The sequence below is a fragment of the Aurantiacibacter gilvus genome (assembly GCF_038289935.1).
Taxonomy (GTDB): Bacteria; Pseudomonadota; Alphaproteobacteria; order Sphingomonadales; family Sphingomonadaceae; genus Alteraurantiacibacter; species Alteraurantiacibacter gilvus.
Window position 1 is genome coordinate 1,960,142 of sequence record NZ_JBBYHV010000001.1, and the last position, 23,055, is coordinate 1,983,196.

19 protein-coding genes are annotated in these 23,055 nt (G+C 65.3%); 9 read left to right on the plus strand and 10 right to left on the minus strand.

Annotated elements, in window-relative coordinates; translation table 11 throughout:
- Positions 1 to 200: 200 nt before the first annotated feature.
- From AAEO60_RS09765 to AAEO60_RS09780, 4 genes are all read left to right on the plus strand, one after another.
- Positions 201 to 2,582 (plus strand): CHAT domain-containing protein, encoded by a 2,382-nt coding sequence (locus AAEO60_RS09765; RefSeq protein ID WP_341673470.1) that lies wholly within the window; start codon positions 201 to 203, stop codon positions 2,580 to 2,582.
- Entirely contained in the window at positions 2,573 to 8,386 is a 5,814-nt protein-coding gene (locus tag AAEO60_RS09770) for a two-partner secretion domain-containing protein (protein ID WP_341673471.1), read from the plus strand. Before AAEO60_RS09765 ends, AAEO60_RS09770 begins: the two co-directional genes overlap by 10 nt.
- A complete protein-coding gene (locus tag AAEO60_RS09775) occupies positions 8,377 to 10,242 on the plus strand; it encodes a ShlB/FhaC/HecB family hemolysin secretion/activation protein (RefSeq protein WP_341673472.1) in 1,866 nt (621 codons plus the stop codon). The genes AAEO60_RS09770 and AAEO60_RS09775 overlap by 10 nt, the downstream gene beginning before the upstream one ends.
- Positions 10,243 to 10,338: 96 nt before the next feature.
- Entirely contained in the window at positions 10,339 to 10,641 is a 303-nt protein-coding gene (locus AAEO60_RS09780; protein WP_341673473.1) for an ArsR/SmtB family transcription factor, read from the plus strand.
- A 7-nt stretch (positions 10,642 to 10,648) separates the two neighbouring features.
- On the opposite strand, the gene AAEO60_RS09785 is transcribed toward AAEO60_RS09780, so the two are convergent.
- From AAEO60_RS09785 to AAEO60_RS09815, 7 genes are read right to left on the minus strand one after another with little or no spacing between them, the layout of a single operon-like run.
- Positions 10,649 to 12,499, minus strand: a complete 1,851-nt coding sequence (locus AAEO60_RS09785; RefSeq protein ID WP_341673474.1) for a SulP family inorganic anion transporter — start codon at positions 12,497 to 12,499, stop codon at positions 10,649 to 10,651.
- Positions 12,466 to 13,692 carry an NAD(P)/FAD-dependent oxidoreductase gene (locus tag AAEO60_RS09790; protein WP_341673475.1) on the minus strand — a complete coding sequence of 409 codons (1,227 nt, stop codon included), beginning with the start codon at positions 13,690 to 13,692 and terminating at the stop codon, positions 12,466 to 12,468. Before AAEO60_RS09790 ends, AAEO60_RS09785 begins: the two co-directional genes overlap by 34 nt.
- A gap of 38 nt (positions 13,693 to 13,730) precedes the next feature.
- On the minus strand, positions 13,731 to 14,138 hold the full coding sequence (locus tag AAEO60_RS09795) for a protein tyrosine phosphatase family protein (protein ID WP_341673476.1): 408 nt from the start codon (positions 14,136 to 14,138) through the stop codon (positions 13,731 to 13,733).
- A 13-nt stretch (positions 14,139 to 14,151) separates the two neighbouring features.
- Complete coding sequence (locus AAEO60_RS09800; protein WP_341673477.1) at positions 14,152 to 14,583, minus strand: DUF6691 family protein; 432 nt, start codon at positions 14,581 to 14,583, stop codon at positions 14,152 to 14,154.
- Positions 14,568 to 14,771 (minus strand): YgaP family membrane protein, encoded by a 204-nt coding sequence (locus AAEO60_RS09805; protein ID WP_341673478.1) that lies wholly within the window; start codon positions 14,769 to 14,771, stop codon positions 14,568 to 14,570. The genes AAEO60_RS09800 and AAEO60_RS09805 overlap by 16 nt, the downstream gene beginning before the upstream one ends.
- 17 nt (positions 14,772 to 14,788) lie before the next feature.
- Entirely contained in the window at positions 14,789 to 15,226 is a 438-nt protein-coding gene (locus AAEO60_RS09810; RefSeq protein ID WP_341673479.1) for a YeeE/YedE family protein, read from the minus strand.
- On the minus strand, positions 15,223 to 16,155 hold the full coding sequence (locus AAEO60_RS09815; RefSeq protein WP_341673480.1) for an MBL fold metallo-hydrolase: 933 nt from the start codon (positions 16,153 to 16,155) through the stop codon (positions 15,223 to 15,225). Before AAEO60_RS09815 ends, AAEO60_RS09810 begins: the two co-directional genes overlap by 4 nt.
- Before the next feature lie 75 nt (positions 16,156 to 16,230).
- On the opposite strand from AAEO60_RS09815, the gene AAEO60_RS09820 reads away from it, so the two are divergent.
- Together AAEO60_RS09820 and AAEO60_RS09825 are read left to right on the plus strand one after the other, a co-directional pair.
- On the plus strand, positions 16,231 to 16,887 hold the full coding sequence (locus tag AAEO60_RS09820; RefSeq protein ID WP_341673481.1) for a peroxiredoxin: 657 nt from the start codon (positions 16,231 to 16,233) through the stop codon (positions 16,885 to 16,887).
- Entirely contained in the window at positions 16,884 to 17,222 is a 339-nt protein-coding gene (locus AAEO60_RS09825; protein ID WP_341673482.1) for an ArsR/SmtB family transcription factor, read from the plus strand. Before AAEO60_RS09820 ends, AAEO60_RS09825 begins: the two co-directional genes overlap by 4 nt.
- Positions 17,223 to 17,282: 60 nt before the next feature.
- Here the strand turns inward: AAEO60_RS09825 and AAEO60_RS09830 are convergent, their stop codons facing one another.
- Positions 17,283 to 18,068 (minus strand): hypothetical protein, encoded by a 786-nt coding sequence (locus AAEO60_RS09830; protein ID WP_341673483.1) that lies wholly within the window; start codon positions 18,066 to 18,068, stop codon positions 17,283 to 17,285.
- A gap of 51 nt (positions 18,069 to 18,119) precedes the next feature.
- The gene (locus tag AAEO60_RS09835) at positions 18,120 to 18,500 is read right to left on the minus strand and encodes a DUF6152 family protein (RefSeq protein ID WP_341673484.1); all 381 of its coding nucleotides are present in this window, start codon (positions 18,498 to 18,500) and stop codon (positions 18,120 to 18,122) included.
- A gap of 157 nt (positions 18,501 to 18,657) precedes the next feature.
- On the opposite strand from AAEO60_RS09835, the gene AAEO60_RS09840 reads away from it, so the two are divergent.
- Positions 18,658 to 20,298 carry a thiamine pyrophosphate-requiring protein gene (locus AAEO60_RS09840; RefSeq protein WP_341673485.1) on the plus strand — a complete coding sequence of 547 codons (1,641 nt, stop codon included), beginning with the start codon at positions 18,658 to 18,660 and terminating at the stop codon, positions 20,296 to 20,298.
- Positions 20,299 to 20,320: 22 nt separating this feature from the next.
- On the opposite strand, the gene AAEO60_RS09845 is transcribed toward AAEO60_RS09840, so the two are convergent.
- Positions 20,321 to 20,776 (minus strand): MarR family winged helix-turn-helix transcriptional regulator, encoded by a 456-nt coding sequence (locus AAEO60_RS09845; protein WP_341673486.1) that lies wholly within the window; start codon positions 20,774 to 20,776, stop codon positions 20,321 to 20,323.
- An 81-nt stretch (positions 20,777 to 20,857) separates the two neighbouring features.
- On the opposite strand from AAEO60_RS09845, the gene AAEO60_RS09850 reads away from it, so the two are divergent.
- A complete protein-coding gene (locus AAEO60_RS09850) occupies positions 20,858 to 21,340 on the plus strand; it encodes a DUF3237 family protein (protein ID WP_341673487.1) in 483 nt (160 codons plus the stop codon).
- Positions 21,340 to 23,013, plus strand: coding sequence for a CocE/NonD family hydrolase (locus AAEO60_RS09855; RefSeq protein ID WP_341673488.1), 1,674 nt, complete (start codon positions 21,340 to 21,342; stop codon positions 23,011 to 23,013). The genes AAEO60_RS09850 and AAEO60_RS09855 overlap by 1 nt, the downstream gene beginning before the upstream one ends.
- Positions 23,014 to 23,055: the final 42 nt, after the last annotated feature.

Here is a 23,055-nt window from a genome sequence, read left to right on the forward strand (position 1 = left end):
TGCATCGGGGCAGCGGGCAGCCACAGTCACGCGCACGACGCTGGGGGCATGTAGCCGGTCGGGGGACCGGCTGTGACAAGGGTCACACCACCAGCAAGCCCGCTTGATGCAGGTCGGGGGATATGACCTTGGAAATGCGAGAATCGGCTGGCAGCGACTTACGCAAGGCGCGTCGGCGCCGTTCGGTTTCACGGCTTGCATTGTGCGGCCTGCTGGCAGGCCCGGCCCTGCTGCTGGCCAGTGAAGCGCAGGCTAATCCCTTCGAGCTGTGCCAGCCTTCCGGCATCGGCGATGACATCACGCTGCCCGGCGACGCATCCTTGCAGGCTGCCACCACGCGGGCGGAGAACATCCTGCAGGTGGGTCTGGGAGACCTGACCGCAGGCGACCGCGCCTTGCTCGAACTCGACGAACTCGAAGGCATGGGCAGCGCGCCCGATCCACAGGTCATGGCGGCCTATTGCAGCGCTGCAGGTGAAGCCATGCGGCTGGCACGCGAAGGCAATGCCGATCGGGCGCGCGGCTTCCTGGTCAGTGCGCTGGCCTGGGCAGAGCAGGCTGCACGGCCGCAACTGCAGGCCGAAATCGCCTATCGCCTGGCGCTGGTATCGGCGACCTTGCCGGTGCGTCCCAACGCGCGCTCGGCGCGGCAGGTGCGCAGTCCCGCCGCAGTGGCCTTCGAGGCACCGCAGGTAAGCGATATCACCACGCCGGGCGACGGCAGCGCCTGTTCGGACCTCTTGCGCACCGATCTCTCGGGCCAATCCAACTGGGCGGTTGCCTCGCACGCGCTGCAATGCTCGCTCGATTCCGCGCCGGTGCTGGAAGACCCGACGCCGGTCGTGCGTTCCTACCTGCAGATGGCGCGGCTCAACCTCGCCGAAGCGGGCGACCGCCCTGCCACCCGCGCCGCCTTGCGCGAACTGGCCGTCGAGGCGGCGATGGACGGACTGCCGCAAGCCGCGCGCATTGCCGATGACGAGATGCGGTTCGAACTGCTGTCGCGGCTGGCCGAGGCTGCGCTCGATGGCGGCGCGTCGGACTCGCCGGCCTTGCTCAGTTCGCTTGCGGCCCTGCGCGCCGAGGCTGGCAACGATGCCGGCAAGCGCGCCAAGTCGCTTGCCCTCGACGCCCGGGCGCTGCTGGCTGTCGGCGACAATGCCGGGGCGGCAGGCCTGCTGCGCCAGGCGATCTACTACGAAACCCAGGCCGGCCAGCCGCTGCGCATGGCCGACTGGTACCTGCTGCTGGCCGAGGCCGAGCCGGACCAGCGCGAGACCCATGTCATGCAGGCCTATTCGTGGCTGGAAACCGTCCGCCCGCTGCTGCCGCGCTACGACGCGATCACGCAGGAATCGAACTTCCAGCTGCGCATGCAGCCGGTCTTCACCGCCGCCGTGGACGTGCAACTGAGCCAGGCGGGCGACGGCGCGGGCGATGCCTCTGTCCTGCTCGCCCAGCAGATCGTGGAAAGCTTCCGCCAGGCAGAAATCCAGTCCGCCTTCGGTGCCGACTGCGTGCCGCCGCGCGAGCCCGTCTCGCTGGCAGACCTGCAGGAAGGCGAGATCCTGCTCTATCCCATTCTGCTCGATGACCGGGTGGAGATCCTCTATGCCGCCAAGCGCGCGGGAGAGGATACGCAGTACCGCCGCTTCACGTCACGCGAAGGCGCGGACCGGGCGCGCATCGAGCAGCTGGTGAGCGATGCGACCTTCGACCTCGCCTATGGCTTTGGCGAAAGCTGGCAGGACCAGATGGCCGAGCTCTACCAGGTGCTGATCGCGCCGATCGAGCCGATGCTGGAAGAAGACAGCTCGCTGATCATTATTCCCGACGGCGTGCTGCGGCGCCTGCCCTTTGCCGCCCTACGCGATGCGGACGGGGTCCTGCTGATCGAGAAGGCGAGCGTCTCGGTCTCGCCCTCGCTCGCCTATACCCAGCCCGGCAATCGCGAGCGCGCACGCCCCAGCGTGGTGGCCGCATCGCTGTCGCGCGCGGTGGACCTGCCGCGCGGCAGCTTCTCGGCGCTGGCGGGCACGCGCGAGGAAGGCGAGATGGCCGCCGGCCTGGGTGATCCGGAACACCTTGTCGGGCAGCACCTCAACAACTTCCGCGCCGCAGACCTGCGCAACGCCCTGCGCACCTCGCCGGTCGATATCCTCCACCTCGCCACCCATGCCTCGTTCAACGGCCGCTCCGACCGTGCCTTCATCGTGGCGGACGGCGAGGCCATCCTGCTGAGCGAACTGCGCGAATTGCTGGGCGCGAACTACGCGCGCGGCGAGCTGATTTCGCTGATCGTGCTGAGCGCCTGCGAAACCGCGCTGGGTGACGACCAGGCCTCAATGGGCCTCGCCGGTTCCGCCGTACAGGCTGGCGCGGAAAGCGCGGTCGCCTCGCTGTGGGAAGTCGACGATGCCGGAACACTGGAACTGATGCGCAATTTCTACCGCCTCTACGCCTCGGGCCAGGGCAAGGCCGAAGCCATGCGCAATGCCCAGCTGGCCCTGATCAACGGTTCGGAGGAGTTCGCCGATCCGCGCGTCTGGGCCGCCTTCACCCTGCTGGGGGCATGGCGGTGAGCGTTGCCGTGACCGGGCCGATGAAGCGCCGCCACCTACTTCTTGGCCTCAGCCTTGCCGCGCTGGTCGCTTCGCAGGCGCATGCACAGGTCGTCACCGATATCGCGCCCGACGGCGCGGCCGGGTTCGACACCGGCACCACGGTGGTCACCAACGGCACCCAGACGCAGATCAGCGGGGGCGAGGCTTCGGGCACCAACCTGTTCCACTCCTTCGCCCGGTTCGACCTCGGCAATGGCGACACCGCCACCTGGGTGCGGAATGCGGCGGACGCCAATTCGATCACCAACATCATCAATCGCGTGCGCAGCGGCACGCCATCGAACATCGACGGCACCATCACCATTGCCGACATGCCCAATGCCGATTTCTGGTTCATCAACCCGGCGGGCGTGGTGTTCGGCGACGGTGCATCGGTGCAGGTGCCCAATGCCGCCTATTTCTCCACCGCGCAGGAGCTTGGTTTCGGCGGCGGACAACGTTTCTCCACGGTCACGCCTGATGGCTCCACCTTCTCCAGCGCCCCGCCACAAGCCTTCGGTTTCCTCGGCGGGCAAGGCGGGATAGGCATTCTCGGCGCCATGACGACCGAGGCAGGTGCGCAGCAGCCCTCCTCCGTCCATTTCGTAGCTTCCGACATTCGCGTCGATGCGCCGCTTTTCGGCAACGCAACCGAATTCAGTTTCGCCGCCGTGGGCGCGGACCCGCTGGGCGTGCTGGTCTCCGAGATTGACCAGCCGGTTGGCGACGGTTTGATCGAGTTCACACCGAACGCCGAAGCCCATGTGGCAGGCGCCCGGTTCGCAGCCGACGAAGTGCTGTTCGACGGCGCACGGCTCTTTGCCAACGGCCTCGGCAACCTCGCGCTGGATGCCAGCGAACTGGCGATAACCAATGGCGCCCTGATAGAAACCCGCTCAGCCCCGGGACAGACCGGCGGGATCCAGGTGCGGGCCGTCAACCTCACGATCAACGGCGATGCGGCGTTGAGCAGCATCAGCGATGCGGGCAATGCCGCGCCCGGTGGAGCGATCGAGATCGCCGTCGGCAATGCCTTGATAGAGGGTGGATCGATCCTTTCCTCCGCCCTCGGTGATGGCGATGCCGGATCGGTAACGCTCGATGTCGCGGAAACGCTGACCATCGCCAACGGCCGTGTGGAAGCCCTTACCCATGGCACCGGCAACGCTGGCGATGTGCTTGTCCAGGCAACGGACCTTGTCCTGCTCGATGGCCAGATCAATTCCGACACCCTTGCTGGGGGCAATGGCGGATCGGTGACGGTGAGTGTGCGCGATTCGATCTTCGTTGATGGAGGCCAATCGCGGATAAGTGCAACCACCACGTCAGCGGGCAATGCGGGAACCATTTCCCTCAGCGCCGGATCACTCGAAATTCTTGGCGGCAAGATCACCTCCTCCACTGACGGATCAGGGGCAGGTGGCGCGGTGAATGTCGTGGCGGACGACATCATCCTGGCGACCAGCCCGGCCAACCAGGGTGACATCAACAGCTTCGCCGCGATCGAATCTTCCGCTGGCGCAAATGCCTCGGGCAATGCCGGAAGCGTCAACGTAACTGCCAACAATTCCCTGTTGATCGAAACGGTTAGCCTCATCACTGCGGAAACCCGCGGGTCCGGCGATGCCGGATCGGTCAACGTGTCCACCCCGTTGATCACGATGACGGGCGGCCTGATCTCGTCGACAAGCTTTTCGACCGGCGATGCAGGCGATGTGACCTTGGTTGCCGACACGGCGCTGTTCCAGACCGACGGCGACATCTCCACCAACGCCCAGGGACAGGGGGCCGACGCCGGTGACGGCGGTGACCTGACGGTGATCGTCAGCGGGCTGTTCGAGATGTTCAACGGCTCCGAACTGATAGCCGAGACGATTGGCGGCGGCACGGCGGGAACCATCACGGTCGATGCCGGAACCCTGCGTATCGGCAACTCCCAGATCGCCGCTTCGACCCGCTCGCAGGCAGCTGGCGGGAATGTCATCATCCGCGCCGGTGACCTCGAAATGCTCGCAGGCGGACGGATAACCTCTTCGTCTGCGTTCCTCGGCCAAGGCGATGCCGGCGGCGTGCTCATCAGCGTGGAGGACACGCTGAGTATGGTCGACGATGCCCGCATCCTGTCGACCACGGTAGGCGACGGCAATGCCGGTTCGATCGACATCGTCACTGACACCCTGCTGATGGATTTCAGCGTCATAAGTTCCGCAGCGGTTCGCGGGCTGGCGGGCAATGCCGGCAGCGTAAGGATCGCCGCCAACACCGTGGACATGACCGATAGCGCGCTTCGCTCGTTTGCCGGTGGCACCGGCAATCCGGGAACGGTCGAGGTCGATGCAGGCCAGATCACCACACAAGGCAGCGTGCTGCAGACTTCCAACTTCGGCACCGGCATCGGCGGCGGGATCCTGCTGTTTGCGGACGCGATCTCGATGGACGGAACCATCGTCGATTCATCGACCTTTGCAGAAGGCAACGCCGGGACCATCCGGATCGTCGGCGGTTCGCTGGACATGACTGACGGCAGCCTGGCCACGACGACAAGCGGATCAGGCAATGCAGGCAGCGTCGATATCGACGTAACCGGCCGGGTATCGCTTGGCGGCACGGCGCTGATTACGTCATCGACCAACGGGGTGCAGAACACCGGCAACGCGGGCTCGGTCATCATCACTGCGGATTCGCTCGAGATTGCCGATGAGGTGCAGATCGATTCTTCCACCCGCGAAGAATCTCTCGGCAACGCGGGCAGCGCGGATATATCGGTCCGCAGTCTGACGATGTCGGGCGGATTCATCTATACTTCAACCTACGGCGCCGGTGCTGCCGGCAACCTGTCGATCGACGCTGACGAGATCAGGCTGTCGGGCGATGGCTCGATCAACTCGCGCGCGGTGGACGGCGCCACCGGCGATGCTGGCAACGTCCGCGTCTTTGCCAGCGACTTGATCTATTTGGCCGACGACTCCTCGATCAGCGCTTCCACCGACGGACCAGGCAGCGCCGGGTCCGTCTCGGTCGAAACCCCATTGCTGACGATGACCGGGGGCAGCATCGACAGCTCGACAAGCAGTGGTGGCGATGCCGGCAATGTCCAGGTCAGCGTGACCGACGCATTCCTCTCGGGCTCGGCGATCGTTGCCTCCAACGCGCTGACCGGCTCCACCGGGGCAGCGGGCAAGGTGCTGTTCGATGCGGCGCAGTTGCTGGAAATTCAAGACCAGGCCGGCATCATCGCCGGCACGCGCGGAACAGGGAATGCCGGGCTGGTCTCGGTCGTGACCGCCAACCTGTTCATGGATGGCGGCGCGATCGCCTCCTCCACCCAGGGCGCGGGCGATGCAGGCGACGTCCTGATCAGCGGCGACAGGATCACGATAGTAGGCGATGCCAGGGTCAATTCGGGTGCCTTGCCCGGGTCGACCGGCGATGCCGGGTTCGTCCAGATCTCCACGCCGAACCTGCTGTTCATCGGCGACGACGCGGTTGTTTCCGCCTCGACTGCCGGACCGGGCGCGGCCGGCGCAGTGCTGGTCACGGCCGGCGAACTGCAGATGTTCGGCGGCGAGATCGCCTCTCTCACGCGCGGCGCCGGAGACGCGGGCCTAGTCCTGATCGATGCCGGCGCGGCGCTGCTTGAAGGCGAGGCAACGATCAATTCGCTCGCCGATGGCCCCGACACCGGAGATGCCGGCGACGTTTTCATCAAGATAGCTGGACAATTCGTCGTGACCGATGGCGCTACCGTGGCCGCCTCGACACTGGGTGTGGGCAACGCAGGCGAGGTCAACGTGACCGCCGACAGCCTGGTGCTTGATGGCGGTCAGATCACTTCATCGACATCCGGCTCCGGCGATGCCGGTGACGTCAGTATTGTCGCGAACGATCTGCTGCTGCTGTTCCGGAGTTCCATCGACTCGCGCTCGGAAGCTGGCGCCAGCGGAGACGCCGGTGACGTGACGGTCGATATAACGGATATCCTGCGGCTGGAGCCCGAGAGTTCCATCTCGGCCTCGTCGCTCGGCAGCGGCTTTGCGGGCCTGGTCGAAGTCAGGGCACGCGTCCTCGACATGGCCGGCGGTGCGATCAACTCCTTCACCGCAGGCAGCGGCGATGCGGGCCTTGTCGGGGTGTTCGTCGACGAACTCAACATGTCGGGGGGACGGATCGACTCTGCCTCGGACTCGCCGCTTGCAGGAGCAGGCGATGCCGGATCGGTGTTCATCGCAGCGCGAACAGCGTCCCTCAGCGGAAATGCCCAGATCGACTCGCGCGCTTCGACCGGCGATGCAGGCGACGTCACCCTCGATGTCTTCGGTCTCCTGGAGATTTCGGACAGCGGACAGGTCTCTGCTGCCACCACCGGCTCGGGCCAGGCCGGACTGGTGCAGGTATTTGCAGACGAACTGATCATGACCGGCGGCGCAATCAACTCGTTCTCCAATAGCAGCGGCGACGCCGGACTGGTCGACGTGACTGCACGGGTGATCGACATGTCCGGCGGACGGATCGATTCCTCCTCCGACAGCGACGCGCCCGATGCGGGCGATGCCGGCGGCGTGCTGGTGCGCGGCAACGATGTGCGGTTGAGTGGCAACGCCCTGATCGATTCCCGCGGCATCACGGGTGACGCAGGCGACGTGCAGGTCGAAATCCTGGGCGACCTGTCGATGGCTGACGAGGCGCAGATTTCCGCTGCCACGGACGGATCGGGCGAAGCCGGTTCGGTCTTCGTCATGGCTGACCTGCTGACCATGACCGGCGGCGAGATCAACTCGATCACGACCGGCTCCGGGCGCGCCGGACTGGTCGCCGTGGAAGTGAACGAACTGGTGATGACCGGCGGGCGGATCACTTCCGCCGCGCAGAACCCGCTGCCAGTCGGCAACCTTTCCGCCTCGGTTGACGCCATTGCCAACTTGCCGCCACCGGCCGGCGATGCCGGGAACGTGTTCCTGCTGGCGGGCAGCGCCCAACTCTTCGGCCCGGCGTCGATCGACTCCACCAGCGAGGGCAGCAGGGCTGGCACGGTGGATGTACTGATCGACCAGGACCTGTTGCTGTTCGACGGCGCGCAGATCTCCACCACGGCCTTCGGTGCGGGCGATGCCGGTGACATCACGATTGCGGCAACCAACCTCGCGCTCGACAACTTCAGCCAGATTTCCAGCACCGCGGCGCGCGATTTTTCGGCCGGGACGATCGAGATTTCCGCGCAGGAAATCCGCATCCTGAACGGCAGCGAGATCTCGACCAATTCGGAGAACGGCCCCGCGGGCGACATCGGGCTGTTCCTGCCGCTTGACGGCTTCCTCTACCTTGCCGGACGCGAACCGGGTGTGATCACCACCAGCTCGGGGGCGAACACGGGCGGGCAGATCATCATCTCCGACCCGTTCCTGATCCTGTCCGAAGGCGGCTCCATCCTGGCGCTGGGGCAGCAGGGCGGCGCCAACGTGCAAATCCAGTCGGCCTTCTTCATCCGCTCCAGCGACCGCATCAACCTCGTCTCGGTGGACGGCTCGCTGCTGATCGAAAGCAATGTCGGCGAACAGATCACCGGCACCGAAGTGGCGGACATTCCCTTCCTCGATGCCTCGGGCATCCTCAGTGGCCAGTGTACCGGTGTGCGCCAGGGCGGGGAGGTGAGCCAGTTCTCCAGCCGCGTGACCGGACCTTACGCGCCGCCGGACGCGAGTGACGAGGTGGAAGACGAAATGGACGGCAGCTCGCCGGACCAGATCGTCCACGTCGAACAGGGGGCGCTCGCTCCATGCGGCTGATTACCACGGCGACGATCGCGCTGGCTTGCAGCTGGACCGCTGCTGCCCAGGGCCAAACGCTCGGCCAGACCGGACCCGCGGCAGAACGCACGGGACCGCAGGCCCAGACCGTGACGCCCGACTTCCAGGAACCTGCCGAGTTTCCGGACCTCACCCCTCCCGACGCGCCGCCAATCCCGCGCCTGTCGGGCACGGCGAGCATTGCCGACATTGCCGTCGCGGTGGATGGCGAGGTAGCCGGCGTGGCCCGGGCGGACTTCAACGGCCTCGCCGACGCCGCCTCCGGCCTCACGGTCAGCGCCGCCCCCGGCACCCCGCTCGACGCCGCGTGGGTGGAGGAACAGTTCCGCGCCAATGGCATGATCGGCGCCAATGTCGAACTGGACCGGCTGGCGGCCATGATCCAGCTGATCAACCGTGCCTTTGTCGCCAACGGCTACATCAATTCCGGACTGCTGGTCGAGGGCCCGCCCCCGACGACGCCGGGCACCCTGCAGACCCGCCTGGTGCAGGGCCGGCTCGTGGGTGAGAACGACGGCATCGTGCTGGCCTGGGGCGAAGAGGGCAATCGCGGTCTCTCCGAAGCCTTTGTTACCGCCCGCATGCCTTCTGCCCGCAATGTGCCGCTGGACGTGATCGCCATCGAGCGCGATTTCCGCCTGCTGGCGGAGAATCCGGCCATCGGCTCGGTCTCGGCAGACCTGCAGCCGGGCGAAGTGGCGGGCGAAGCACGCCTGGCGATGATCGTGCGGCCTGCGGAGCAGTTCGACTTCTACATGGGCTACGCCAACAACCGCTCGCCTTCGATCGGGGCAGAACGCTTCGCGCTGGGCGGTTCGATCCGCAACATGATGCTCGGCGGTGACCAGTTCAGCTTCGAGGCCGGCCTGACCTCGGGCGAACCGGACGCCAATTTCGGGTACTCGCTGCCGGTCACCGCGCGCACCGCCCTGTACGCGCGCGGCGGCTTCAACGAAGCGGCCGTGATCGACCCGGAGCTGCTTCCGCTGGATATTTCGGCATCGGACTGGAACGTCGAAGGCGGCTTCACCCACCGGCTGTTCGCGCGCCCGCTGACGCCCAACCGCAGCGGTGTGGGCTGGCAATCGGCCCGCTCGCTGACGCTGGGGGCAAGCGTGGCGCACCGCGTTTCCAAGACGCGCCTGCTGGGCCGCCCCTTCTCCTTCAGCCCCGGCGCGGTGGATGGCCGCGCCGAATATACCGCAGCCCGCCTCACCGCCGACTTCGTGGAACGCGGGATCGAGACGGTCTTCGTCGTCTCGCTGACGGCCACGCAAGGGCTGGATGGCTCGCGCGGCGACATTCCCGGCCTCATCACGCCGGACCGCGATTTCCGCTCTATCCGCGGGCAAGTCAGCTACGCCCGCCTGCTGACCGACAGCGGCACCGAATTGCGCATGCGGCTGTCCGGACAGTATGCCGATGGCATCCTCTATTCGGGAGAGCGTTTTGCCGCAGGCGGCAGCCAGGCGGTGCGCGGCTACCGCGAGACGCTGGTCCTGTCGGACAGCGGCGTGATCGGCTCGGTCGAGCTGGCCCAGCCCTTCTCGCTGTCAGGCCGCGCCGGCGCCACGCGTGACTTCGACTGGGGCGCTTTCACCATTTCTGCCTTCATCGATGCCGCCATGCTCGACAACCGCGAGATCGCCGATCCCGTGTCGGACGAACTGCTGAGCATCGGTGCCGGCCTGGAATGGCGTCCCTCGCCGGCTGTACAGGCGTCGATTTCCTATGCCCACGCGCTGGAAGATGCGGTGGTTCCGGGCCAGCGGGACATGCAGGATCGCGGCTTCCACTTCGCGATCACCGTGCGGCCACTGGAATTTTTCCGCTAGAAATCATCGTCCTGTTGCCGACAAGCTTGCGCGAAGCCGCAGCCTGTGCCTAATGCCCTGCCGGTTCATCCACCATCCGCGTGCAGGAGAGACGATTTGGAAATCCCGCTCGAAAAAATGCACAAGCACGTGAATGGCGCCACGCGGCTGCTGAAGTCGATGGCGAACGAATCGCGCCTGATGATCCTGTGCCAGCTGGCGCAGGAGGAATTGTCGGTCACCGATCTCGGCAAGCGCCTGCCGTTGTCGCAGTCTGCACTATCGCAGCACCTCAGCATCCTGCGCCGCGAAGGACTGGTGAAGACACGGCGCGAAGCCCAGTACATCTGGTATTCGCTCGACAGTGACGAGGTAGTGACCCTGATCCAGACACTGTGCGAGCTGTTCGACGAGAAATAGGCTAGGCCTAGTCGCCTTCGCGCTCGCTCGCGGCCGAAGGTTCTCCACCGGTCACGATATCCGGTTTCGATAGCTGGCCGCCTTGCTCGGCATTGGGTGCCAGCTTGGCAAAGGCCTCGTGCTGCGACAGGAAAACCTCCCCGCTCAGCTCTTCCAGCAGGTGTGACCGGGCCAGCCGGTCCATCACCGGACCCTTCACTTCGGACAGGTGCAGGCGCACCCCGGCATCGGCCAGGCGGCGGTTCAGGGCCTCGATAACTTCCAGCCCTGAAGCGTCGATGGTGTTGACCGCCGAACACAGCAGCACGAGATCGCGCACGTCCGGCTTGCGCGCGATTTCTTGCAGCACGAAGCCTTCGAGCCAGCGCGAATTGAGGTAGGTCAGCGACTCGTCGACGCGGATGGTCAGCAGGCCGGGATCGACCAGCACCTTGTGGCGGCGGACATTGCGGAAATGCTGGGTTCCCGGCACCAGCCCGACAACGGCGGCATGGGGGCGCGACGCGTGCCAGACGAACAGCGCGAGGCTGGCCACCACGCCGACGACGACGCCGGTCTCCACGCCCTGCACCAGCGTCACGACGATGGTCAGCATGATGGCGATGAAGTCGCGCTTGGAATAGTGCCACAGTTCGATCGGCTTCTTGAGGTCGACCAGCGAAAGCACCGCGACGATGATCGTCGCCGAAAGGGTCGCCAGCGGCAGGTAGAACAGGAAGGGCGTGAGGAAGATCGAGGCCAGCGCGATACCGACCGCAGTGAAGGCACCGGCAGCAGGCGTCTGCGCCCCGGCGTCGTAGTTCACCACCGAGCGCGAGAAGCCGCCCGTTACCGGGAATGCGCCCGACAGCGAGGAGGCGATGTTGGACGCACCCAGCGCCACCAGTTCCTGGTCGGGTTCGATGCGCTGGCGGCGCTTGGCGGCCAGCGTCTGCCCGACAGAGACCGATTCCACGAAACCGATCACCGAAATGAACAGCGCGCCGACGGCCAGTTGTCCCCACAAGGCGGGGTCGAAGGCAGGCAGGGCAACACCGGGCAAGCCAACTGGGATCTCGCCCACTGTCTTCACCCCTTCGCCCATCAGGCCGAACAGGGCGACGGCAAGCGTGGTGAAGACAATGGCCAGCACCGGTCCGGCCTTGGCCACGAAATCGGCCGCGGTCGGCCCCATACCCAGGCGCAGCAGCAGCGGCTTGAAGCCCTTGCGCACCCAGACGAGGAAGACGAGCGCGAACAGCCCCACCGCCAGCGTATAGGGATTGGTGTCGCGCACGTTCTCGGCCAGGGTCATGACGATCTCCCACAGCGTCTCGCCGTGGGCCTGGATGCCGAGCAGGTGCTTGAGCTGGCTCGCCGCGATGATCACGCCGCTGGCGGTGATGAAGCCGCTCACCACCGGGTGCGACAGCAGGTTGGCGAGGAAGCCCAGCCGGAAAAGGCCCATGGCCATCAGCATCAGCCCCGACAGCATGGCCAGCACGATGGTCGCGCCGAGGTATTCGGGCGATCCGCCCACGGCGACCTTGCTCGCAGCCGCCGCGGTCATGAGCGAGACCACGGCCACCGGCCCCACCGACAGCGCACGGCTGGTGCCGAACAGGGTATAGGCCACCAAGGGCAGCAGCGATGCGTAAAGGCCCACCACGGGCGGCAGCCCCGCGAGCAGCGCATAGGCGAGGCTCTGCGGGATCAGCATGACCGTGACGATGGCAGCGGCTACCAGGTCGCTGGACAGGGTCGCGCCGTTATAGCTCCGCCCCCAATCGAGGATCGGCAGGTAACGCGCCAGCCGCGACAGCGAAGACGGAGCCGCCTTGCTCATCAGGCCTGCTTCTTCTCCGGCTTGGCCAGCCATTCATGGCCCTTCAGCATGCCGTTCCAGTAGATCCACGGCAGGGCTTCGGACTTCAGCAGCCACGAGAAGCGGCGCGCCTTGGTGCCATCGACAATCCACTTGGGGAAGCTGGGCAGCAGCTTGCCGTCATAACCGAACTCGGCGAGCACGATCTTGCCGCGCTCCACCGTCAGCGGGCAGGAGCCGTAGCCGTCGTAGACGACCGAAGGCTCGCGCCCAGCCAGGATATCGAGGCCGTTGACGGCAGCGACCGGGGCCTGCTTGCGCGCAGCGGCGGCGGTCTTGGCATTGGGCATGGAGCCGGCATCGCCCAGCCCGATCACGTTCGGGTATCGCGTGTGCTGCAGATTGAACTGGTCGACATCGACCCAGCCGGCTTCGGACGCCAGCGGGCTTTCGGCGATGAAATCGGGCGCCGCCTGCGGCGGCACCACGTGCATCATCTCGAAATCGCGGGTCACATCACCATCGGCGGTCTTGAACACGGCCTGTTTGGCCGGTCCGTCAACCGCGACGAGGTTGGAGGTGAGGTTCAGCCCGATCCCGTAGCGTTCGACATATTCCATCAGCGCGGGGACATAGGCCTCGACGCCGAACAGCACGCCGCCGGCATTGTGGAACTCCACCTCGATGTCATCCAGCACACCGGCATCGCGCCAGGCGTCGCAGGACAGGTACATGGCCTTCTGGGGTGCGCCGGCGCACTTGATCGGCATCGGCGGCTGGGTGAAGATGGCGCGGCCCGAGCGGGTCTGGTTGACCAGCTCCCAGGTGTAGGGCGCCAGGTCATAGCGGTAGTTGGAGGTGACGCCGTTCTTGCCCAGCGTCTCGGTCAGGCCGGGGATCTTGTCCCAGCACAGCTTGATGCCGGGCGCGACCACCAGCAGCTTGTAGGTAACGGTCGAGCCATCCTCCAGCGTGACCTGGTTGTCCTCCGGCTGGAAGGTCGCCGCGCTCTGCATGATCCATTTGACAGCCTTGGGCATGACGTCGGCCATGCGGCGGCGCGTAACCGGCGCATCGAAGACACCGCCGCCCACCATGGTCCAGCCGGGCTGGTAGAAGTGTTCCGTCTTCGGTTCGATAATGGCGATATCGAGGCCGGGCTGCCGCTTGAGCATCGACGATGCCGTGGCGATCCCTGCCGAACCGCCACCGACGATGACGACTTCGTGCGAAACATTCTGGACCATGTGTGTTCTTCCCAAGTCTTATTGTCGTTGTGTCGAGGTCATAACTGCGGGCGCAGCGCCTCGAAGTCGTAGCCTGCTGCCTCGGCGCAGCTGAGCCGCTCGTCGGCATCGAGGCCCTCCGGATTGGCCAGCGTCCACAGCATGGTGGAGCGCTTGCCCGAGGCGCAGTAGGCAAAGACCGGAGCATCGGCCGCAGCGCAGAGCTCGCCCTGCCTGGCCACGGCTTCTGGCGTAGGCGCGCCCGATTCGATCGGATTGTGTTCGAAAGCGAGGCCTGCCGCTGCGGCAGCCTGCGCTATCTCGGCGACAGGCGGCTGGCCTTCTGCCTCACCGTCGGGACGGTTGCAGATGATGGTGCCGAAACCGGCCTCCTTCAGGGCGGCGACATCGGCAGGCAGGATCTGTCCGGCGACACTGTACTTGTCGCTTACCTTGTTGACTTGCATGAACTTTCCTTTCCTAGCCGCGTTCGAACACGAGCCGGTGCAGCAGCATCCCGCCCAGCAGGCAGGCGACAAAGACCAGCGCTTCCTTGGGCGCGATGCCGAGGACGGCGAAGCCCGGTCCCGGGCACAGCCCGGCAATGCCCCAGCCGATCCCGAACAGCACGGCACCGCCGATCAGCTGCGGGGTCAGGTCGTTGCGGTCAGGCAAGGCGAACTTCTCGCTGAACAGCGGATGGGCCATGCGCGGGACGAAGCGCCAGGCAATGGCCATGACGATCACCGCGCCGCCCATGACAAAAGCCAGCGTCGGATCCCAGTCCCCGAACAGGTCGAGGAAGCCGCGCACCCGTGCGGGATCTGTCATGCCGCCCAGCGCGAGGCCCGCACCGAAGAGCAGGCCCGACGCCAGCGGCGGCAGGTGGGTCTTGATCAGGCCTTCGGACACGTCTTGATCCCGAAAGGCAGGTAGGCCGGGCAGAAGCCCACCAGACTGGTGAGAATGAAGACCGCGGCAACCACGCCGGCCACAATGGCCCAGGTTCCGGTGATCTGGCCCATGAAGACCAACAGCGCGAGCACTACGGCAACGATCACGCGCAGGGTCTTGTCGAGCGAACCCATATTCTTCGGCATTTCCAGTCTCCTCTTCCTTATCCGGCAAGCATGTTCATCACCGCCACGGTCGCGATACCCGCGAGCATGAAGGTGACGGTGGCAACGATGGAGCGTTGTGACAGGCGGCTGATGCCGCAGACGCCGTGGCCGCTGGTGCAGCCACTGCCGAGGCGCGTCCCGAAGCCCACCAGCAGTCCGGCAACCGCGATCATCGGCAGCGAGACGAAAGTCGGCGACTGTCCGCCTTGCAAGGCGGCGACGATGAAAGCGCCCACCGGCAGGCCAATGACGAAAGTCCAGGCGCTCGACCACGACATGCCCGACTTCGAGATGCCGAATGCACGCGCGGAGATGCCGGAAACACCGGCGATCCGCCCTGCCCCCAGCAGCATTAGCGCGGCGGCGAGGCCGATCAGGATCCCGCCACCAAGGCCCTCCAATGGAGCCGCGTCAGGAAAGCCGGGAAGCATCATACCGCGTTCACCGGAATCTTGATGTAGCTGACACCGTTCGCCTCGGGCGTCGGCAGGCGGCCGCCACGGATGTTCACCTGTACGCTGGGCATGATCAGGTTGGGCATGTCGAGCGTGCTGTCACGCTTGGTGCGCATCTCGACGAACTCGTCCTCGGTCACGCCATCCTTCACGTGCACGTTTTCGCGCCGCTGCTGGCCGACCGTGCTCTCCCAGGCATAGACGTCGCGACCCGGGGCCTTGTAGTCGTGGCACAGGAACAGGCGGGTGTCGTCGGGCAGCGAGAGCAGGCGGCGGATCGACTTGAACAGCTGCCGCGCATCGCCGCCGGGAAAGTCCGCCCGGGCGGTGCCGAAGTCGGGCATGAAGATGGTGTCACCGACGAACGCCGCGTCACCGATCACGAAGGCCATGTCCGCAGGCGTATGTCCGGGAACATGGAGGGCGATGCCTTCCAGCGTTCCCACCTTGAACCGTTCGCCATCCTTGAACAGGTGATCGAACTGCGACCCGTCGCGCTCGAAATCGGAGCCGGCATTGAACAGCTTGCCGAACACTTCCTGCACCCGGATGATCTCGGAACCGATGGCCAGCTTGCCGCCCAGCTTCTCCTGCAGGTAGGGCGCTGCAGACAGGTGATCGGCATGGGCATGCGTCTCGATCAGCCATGTCACTTTCAGATTGTTCGTCTTCACGTATTCGATAATCGCGTCTGCCGAACCATACGAGGTACGGCCCGAAGCGGCCTCGTAGTCGAGTACCGAGTCGATAATGGCAGCCTCATCGGTTGCCGGATCGTGCACCACATAGCTGACGGTGAAGGTCGCTTCGTCGAAGAAACCGGCAATCGTCGGGCGCTTGGTCTTTTCGGCCAGGGCCTGCTCGATCTGCGTCGTCGCAAGGGCAATTGCTTCGCTGCTATCGCTCATAAGACTTTCCTAATTAGTTACATAATGTATGTATATGTCTTGCTATGCGAGAGTCAAGGGATTATGAGGCCCTTGATGAACCTGCAAAGCCAGATACCACCACCCCCTGTCGGGATACGCCTGGGCGACCTTGCGCCGGACTTTGCTGCGCGCAGCACCATGGGCGACCTGTCGCTATCCGATTACCGCGGACGGTGGCTGGTCCTGTTCTCGCATCCGGCTGACTTCACGCCGGTCTGTACCAGCGAATTCGTCGCCCTGGCGCAGGCTGCGGATGACTTCGAGCGCCGCGATTGCGCCCTGCTTGGCCTTTCGGTGGATAGCCTGTTTTCGCATTTTGCCTGGCTCCGCATGATCCGCGACCGCTTCGATATCGAAGTACGCTTCCCCGTCATCGAGGATCCCACCATGGTCATCGGCAAGGCCTACGGCATGGTCTCGGCCGAGGACAGCGACAGCGCAACGGTGCGTTCGACCTATTTCATCGACCCGCAAGGCGTGGTTCGCGCCATCACCTGCTATCCCTTCGATGTCGGTCGCTCGATCCCCGAAATGCTGCGCGTGCTCGATGCCCTGCAGGCAGTCAGCGGCAAGAGCGGCCTCGCCCCCGCCAACTGGCAGAAGGGTGATGCCCTGCTCGGTGACCCGACGGGCAGCCTCGACCAGGTCTACAAGGCCAAGGGCCAGACCGACTGGTTCTACAAGCAGGCCAAGCCGAAGGGCGGCAAATGAGCGCAGAACCTCCCCTCGAACAGTTCAAGGCCATTGCCCACCCGCTGCGTTATCGCATCCTCGAATGCCTCGCTGGCGGCGAGCTCAACGTCGGCGAGATCGAGACCGCTGCCGACATCGGCCAGCCCACCCTGTCGCAACAGCTCGCCGTGCTCCGCAAGGCCGGGCTGGTGGACACGCGCAAGGAGGCCAAGCTGGTGTTCTACCGCATCGAGCCGGACCTGTTTGCCGACCTGATGACGGCCCTCGGCCAATTCGTCTCGCCAGACGCCCTTGCGGCCCTCGCGGCATCCAAGCCGGTGCCAAACGCCGCGAATTTCGCCCGGCTCAAATAGCGCCGCATCGGCGAGCCGAGTTCAGCCTCCACCTCGGCTTCCGAGCTGGCGGCAACCGGCCTATTCGACCACGTCGAACTCCGCTTCGGACAGGCCTTCGCCGCTGTCGACTTCGCTGTAGTCGACGGCGAAAGTCGGGTCGCAGGCATAAGGCATGACGTAGCCTTCATCGGCGGTCCACTGCATGAAACGGGCGCCCGGCGTATCGAGGTTGTCCGGGTCTTCGAACCACTGGGTCGACATCAGTGTCTGCCCGTCGTCGCTCAGCCGGAAGCGTTCGACGAAGTGGACATTCTCGCTGTGATCGAGACCGTTGTTGGTAATGGTGGAGGCGCTGATGTGCGTGGTGTCGACCACCAGTTCATCGCCTTCCCACCAGCCGATGGAATGGCCAAGGTTGCTGTGCGCCGCCTCTTCGGGCGGATGCTCGCGCCCGTCCATGTAGACGACGCGGACCTGGTCGAAATACTCGACCTTGATGATGACGGTGTCCGAGGTCTGGTGGATCTCGATCGGGAACGGGCCCTGCATGGTATAGATCACCGCCGGGGTCGCGCAGACGTTCTCCAGCCGGAAGGCATCGGTCGGGTCCCAGCTTTCGGCAGCTTCCAGCGCATGCGGCTTGATCTCCAGGCCGCCGTATTCACCGGCAGGGAATTCGACGTAGCTCGCATCGTCCAGCACGACCGTTTCGGGCGGAAGCTGTTCCATCAGCCGCTCGTCCATCGGGTGCTGCTGGCGGGCGGGTGACCAGAAGCCGGTAAAATCGCGCGGCGATCGTTGTTCCTGCGCCAGGACCGGCGAACAGGCGAGCGTGGCGGCGGCGAGGATGAGCAGTTTCTTCATGGGCAATTCCCGACTCTTGGCTGGGCGTGTTTCGCTATGGTGAGGTGCGCGTCAGTCTTCTGAGGTGGAGAAGGCCCCGGAGCCCACCGGATTGCCATCGGCATCGGTCACCTGGCGCAGGCGCAGGTAACGGCTGCCGTCACGCGCCAGCCAGCCTTCCACCGTCACGCGGTCGCCGGGACGCAGCGACCGGGGCGTCCAGCCGCGACGAGCGAGGATCGACGGCGAATTGGTCTCGATCCGCCAGTCATGCTCCTGCCCCGAAGAACCGGTAACGGTCACCACGATGCTGCCGTGCGGGTTGGCAAAGCGGAAGCGCTTCACCACGCCTTCGATGCGGACCAGCCGGGTATCGTCGAAGAACACGGCGAACGAATGGTGCGCCTGCGTGACAATCGGGACCGATAGCGCAACAAGCGCCCCAAGACCCATGATCAAAGGCAATTTGGCCCAGCTACGCATCTTCAATCCCCGCAATTGTGCATTCTTTCAATTGCCCACATGCATCGGAGCCATGTGTTGACATGTCAATACCTTTTCCCCAACGGGACCGGGTAAGTGCCGCGAAGGTTCAAGAGAGGAAATACCGATGAAAGTTGCCGAAGCGATCGCGCACATCCTGCGGGCCGAAGGGATCGAGGCCATTTTCGGCTATCCGCGCAACCGCGTGCTGGAAACCGCATCGGCATTGGGGATCCGCCCGATTATCGTCCGCCAGGAACGCACCGGCCTGCACATGGCCGATGCCCTGTCCCGCCTGTCGCGCGGCAAGCGCATTGGCGTCTTCGCCATGCAGCATGGCCCGGGGACGGAGAACGCCTATGGCGGCGTCGCCCAGGCCTATTCGGAGTCGGTCCCGCTGCTGGTCCTGCCCATGGGCTATGACCAAACGATTGCCTTCGTGCCCGACAACTACAACGCCACGCTGTCGATGCGCGACATCACCAAGCATGCCGAGCCGATCACCCTGCCGAACGAGGTCGGCAACATCTTCCGCCGCGCCTTCACCCAGCTGCGCAATGGGCGGCTGCGGCCAGTGCTGGTGGAAATGCCGCACGACGTGCTGGGCGCGGAAACGGACTTCGATCCGCAAGACTACCAGCCGGTTTACAGCACCCGCACCGCGCCTGATCCGGATGCCGTGCGCACGGCGGCGGAAATGCTCTGCGCGGCCAAGCGCCCGGTGATCTATGCCGGGCAAGGTATCCACTGGGCGAACGCCTATAAGGAACTGGCCGAACTGGCCGAACTGCTGGCAATCCCCGTCTGCACCAGCCTGGAGGGCAAGAGCTGCTTCGACGAAACGCACCCGCTGGCGCTCGGTTCGGGCGGCGCGGCGGTGCCGGGACAGGTGAAGCACTTCCTCGAACAGGCGGACCTCATCCTGGGCGTGGGTTGCAGCTTCTCCAAGACCGCCTTCGGTGTCTCCATGCCGGCAGGCAAGACGGTGATCCATGCGACGCTCGATCCGGCGGACCTCAACAAGGGCGTCACCTCGAAGCTGGGCCTCGTCGGCGATGCGCAGTTGACGCTGGCCGCGCTGCTGGACGCCTGCCGCGCGATCAATCCCGACCAGCGCGATGCCGCGCCCGTCGCCGAGGAGATTGCCAAGGTCGAGGCGGAATGGATGGAAGAGTGGCTGCCGCTGCTCACCAGCGAGGACGCCCCGCTCTCCCCCTACCGCGTACTGTGGGAACTGCAGCAGGTGGTCGACGTGGCAAACACCATCATCACCCACGATGCCGGTAGTCCGCGCGACCAGTTGTCACCCTTCTGGAAGAGCACCCAGCCGCTGACCTACCTCGGCTGGGGCAAGAGCACCCAGCTCGGCTACGGCCTTGGCCTCGCCATGGGCGCCAAGTACGCCTGCCCGGACAAGCTGTGCATCAACGTCTGGGGCGACGCCGCCATCGGCTTTACCGGCATGGATTTCGAAACGGCCGTGCGCGAGAAGCTGCCGATCCTGTCCATCCTGCTCAACAATTCGGCCATGGCGATAGAGTTGCCGGTGATGCCGGTTGCCACCGAGCGGTTCCGGGCTACCGATATATCCGGCAACTATGCGGACTTTGCCAAGGCGCTGGGCGGCTATGGCGAACGGGTGAGCGATCCGGCTGACATTGCCGCTGCCATCCGGCGCGGCATCGCGGCGACCGAGGCGGGGCAGCCGGCCTTGCTGGAATTCATGACGTGCAAGGAAACGCGCGCCTCGCGGGCCCAGCCGCAATAATTCCCGCTGCCAGTCACGGCGGTCAGTCCTCTTCGGACAGGCTTTCCGCCATGGCCAGCAGCTGCTGGTCCAGTTGCTGGCGCTCCTCTTGCGAGAGGCGGCCCATGATCCGCTCGAAGAAGCGGCGGCGATCGGTCTTGACCCGTTCCGCCAGTTCCAGCCCCTCGGGCGTCGCGGTGATGATCAGGCGCTTGCCATGATTGGGATCGGGCTTGCGGGTCAGCAGGCCTGCCGGCTCCAACCTGCGCAGGGCGCGGCTGATCTCGGCGCGGTCGATCTCCCCCGCGACACCGATCTCGCTGGCGGTACAGGGCCCGATGCTGGTGGCGATGGCGAGCAATCGCCACTCGGCCAGCGACAGACCAAACTTCTCGTCCAGCAGCTTCTGCGATTCACGATCGATCATCCGCGCGAGCAACAACAGCCGGTAAGGCAGGTGGTCGCTTCCAAACAGGTTCCAGACCTTGGGGATCGTCATTGCAGATGGGTGCCAAGCCCCCCGCGCAAAAGCAACGCCAAATTTGTTGACGCATCAATACAAGCGCCGCATGATGCGTAAATGGAAGAGGGACACAGCTTCGCTCCGAGGATGGAGCATGCATTTTCTATCTCGATCGACCTGTCGGCGCCCTACTGGGTGGAACCGACAGTGCGCGGGGAAACGCGGGCGGCAATCTATGCCAAGTCGGGCAAGGTCGAAGGGCCTCGCCTGACCGGCAGCGTGGTTCCCATGTCGGGCGGCGACTTCCCGCTCTCGCGGCAGAACGGGGTGATCGACTTCGACGCGCGCTACCTGATCGAGGCATCGGACGGTGCCATCATCTACATGGAAAACCGCGGCTATCGCTGGGCCAAGGACGAGGACGTGGCCGAGCGCATGCGCAATAACGAGCCCGTCCCGTTCGATGATTACTACATGCGCGTCACGCCGAAATTCGATGCGCCAGCCGGGCCGCACGAGTGGATGAGCAAGCACGTCTTTGTCGGCGTGGCGGAGAAGGTGCCCGGGGCAAACCGCATCCACTACTTCGTCGTGCTGTGATGACGGCGCCGCGGTTCAAGGGGATTTTCCGGCCCGGCGTCGACCCTTTCAGCGCCGCGCACAAGCCGCCCCTGCCGCCTGCTGACTATCACCAGCGGACCGAGCAAGGCCTGCTGATCGAACGTAACTGCGTCATCCCGCTGGCTGACGGGACGAAAATCTACTGCGATCTCTACCGACCTGAAGGTGTAAGCGGCGATTTGCCGATCCTGCTGGCCTGGGGTCCCTACGGAAAACACGCCCTTTCCAACCAGGTGTTCTGGCCGCGTTCGGGCGTGGAACCGGACTGGCTCTCACCGCTGACCCCTTTCGAAGGACCGGACCCGGTCTGGTGGGGCGGCCATGGCTATGGCGTCGCTGTGGTCGACCCGCGCGGGGCATGGCTTTCAGGCGGTGACTTCCACCACAACGGCGCGCAGGAAGCAGAGGATTGCGCCGAGGCCGTCGAATGGCTGGGCCGCCTGCCCTGGTGCAACGGCCGCGTGGGCATGACCGGCGTCTCTTACCTCGCCGCGATCCAGTACCTCGTCGCGCCGCTCAAGCCCGGGCCGCTTGCCGCGCTCAACCCGTGGGAGGGCTTCTCCGACTGGTACCGCGAATTCGCCTACCACGGCGGGATCCTGGAGACAGGCTTCCTGCCGCGCGCGTCGGACAACATCCAGTGGTCGCTCGGCCAGACGGAGAACACCTGGGAGAACGTCAAGGCGCACCCGCTGATCGACGCCTTCTGGGAGTCCAAGGCGCTGGAGCTCGATGCCATCGACCTGCCCGCCTATGTGGTCGCCAGCTGGTCCGATCAGGGGCTGCACCTGCGCGGCACGATCGAGGCCTGGCGGCGCATGAGCAGCGCGGAGAAATGGCTGGAAGTCCACGGCCAGAAGAAGTGGGCGCACTATTACCGCCCCGAAAGCCGCGCGCGGCAGCTGGCCTTTTTCGATCACTTCCTGCGCGACCGGCCCACCAGCCTGTCCGCATGGCCGCCCGTTCGCATCGAAGTGCGCGAACGGCACGGCGTGGCTATCGAGCGCGAGGAACTGGAGTTCCCGCTGGCGCGCACCGAATATCAGGCGTTCTACCTCGATGCCGAGCGGCAGGCCTTGGCCGAGGAAATGCCCGCGGAGGCTGCACAATTGAGGCAGGATGCCGTGGAAGGCTCCGCCCATTTCGACTTCACTTTCGAAGAAGACACCGAACTGACCGGCCACGCCGCGCTCAAGCTGTGGGTCGAAGCGGAAGGCTCGGACGACATGGACCTGTTCGTCGCCCTGCAGAAACTGGACCGCCAAGGCGAGGTGGTGGGCTTCACCTTCTACGCCTTTTACGAGAACGGCCCCGTCGCACTGGGCTGGCAACGGGTCAGCCACCGCGCCCTGGATCGCGACCAATCGACCCCAGAACGCCCTGTCCACCTGCACACGGCCGAGGAACTATTGGCGCCGGGCGAAGTCGTGCCGGTCGAGATCGAGTTCTGGCCCTCCTCGACGCTGTTTCGCGCCGGTGAGAGCCTGCGACTGGTCATCGCCGGAAGCGATATCTACCGCCGCGAGGAAGGCGTCATGTTGCCCTTCCCGCTGCACGAGCAGACCCGCAACCGCGGCACGCACCTGTTCCACTCGGGCGGTAAATATGACAGCCGGCTACTGGTGCCGAAGGTTCCGCGGCAGGATGTCTGAGCCGGGCCGGCGGGCTGCCCAGCCGGATCGTCGTTGATGCGG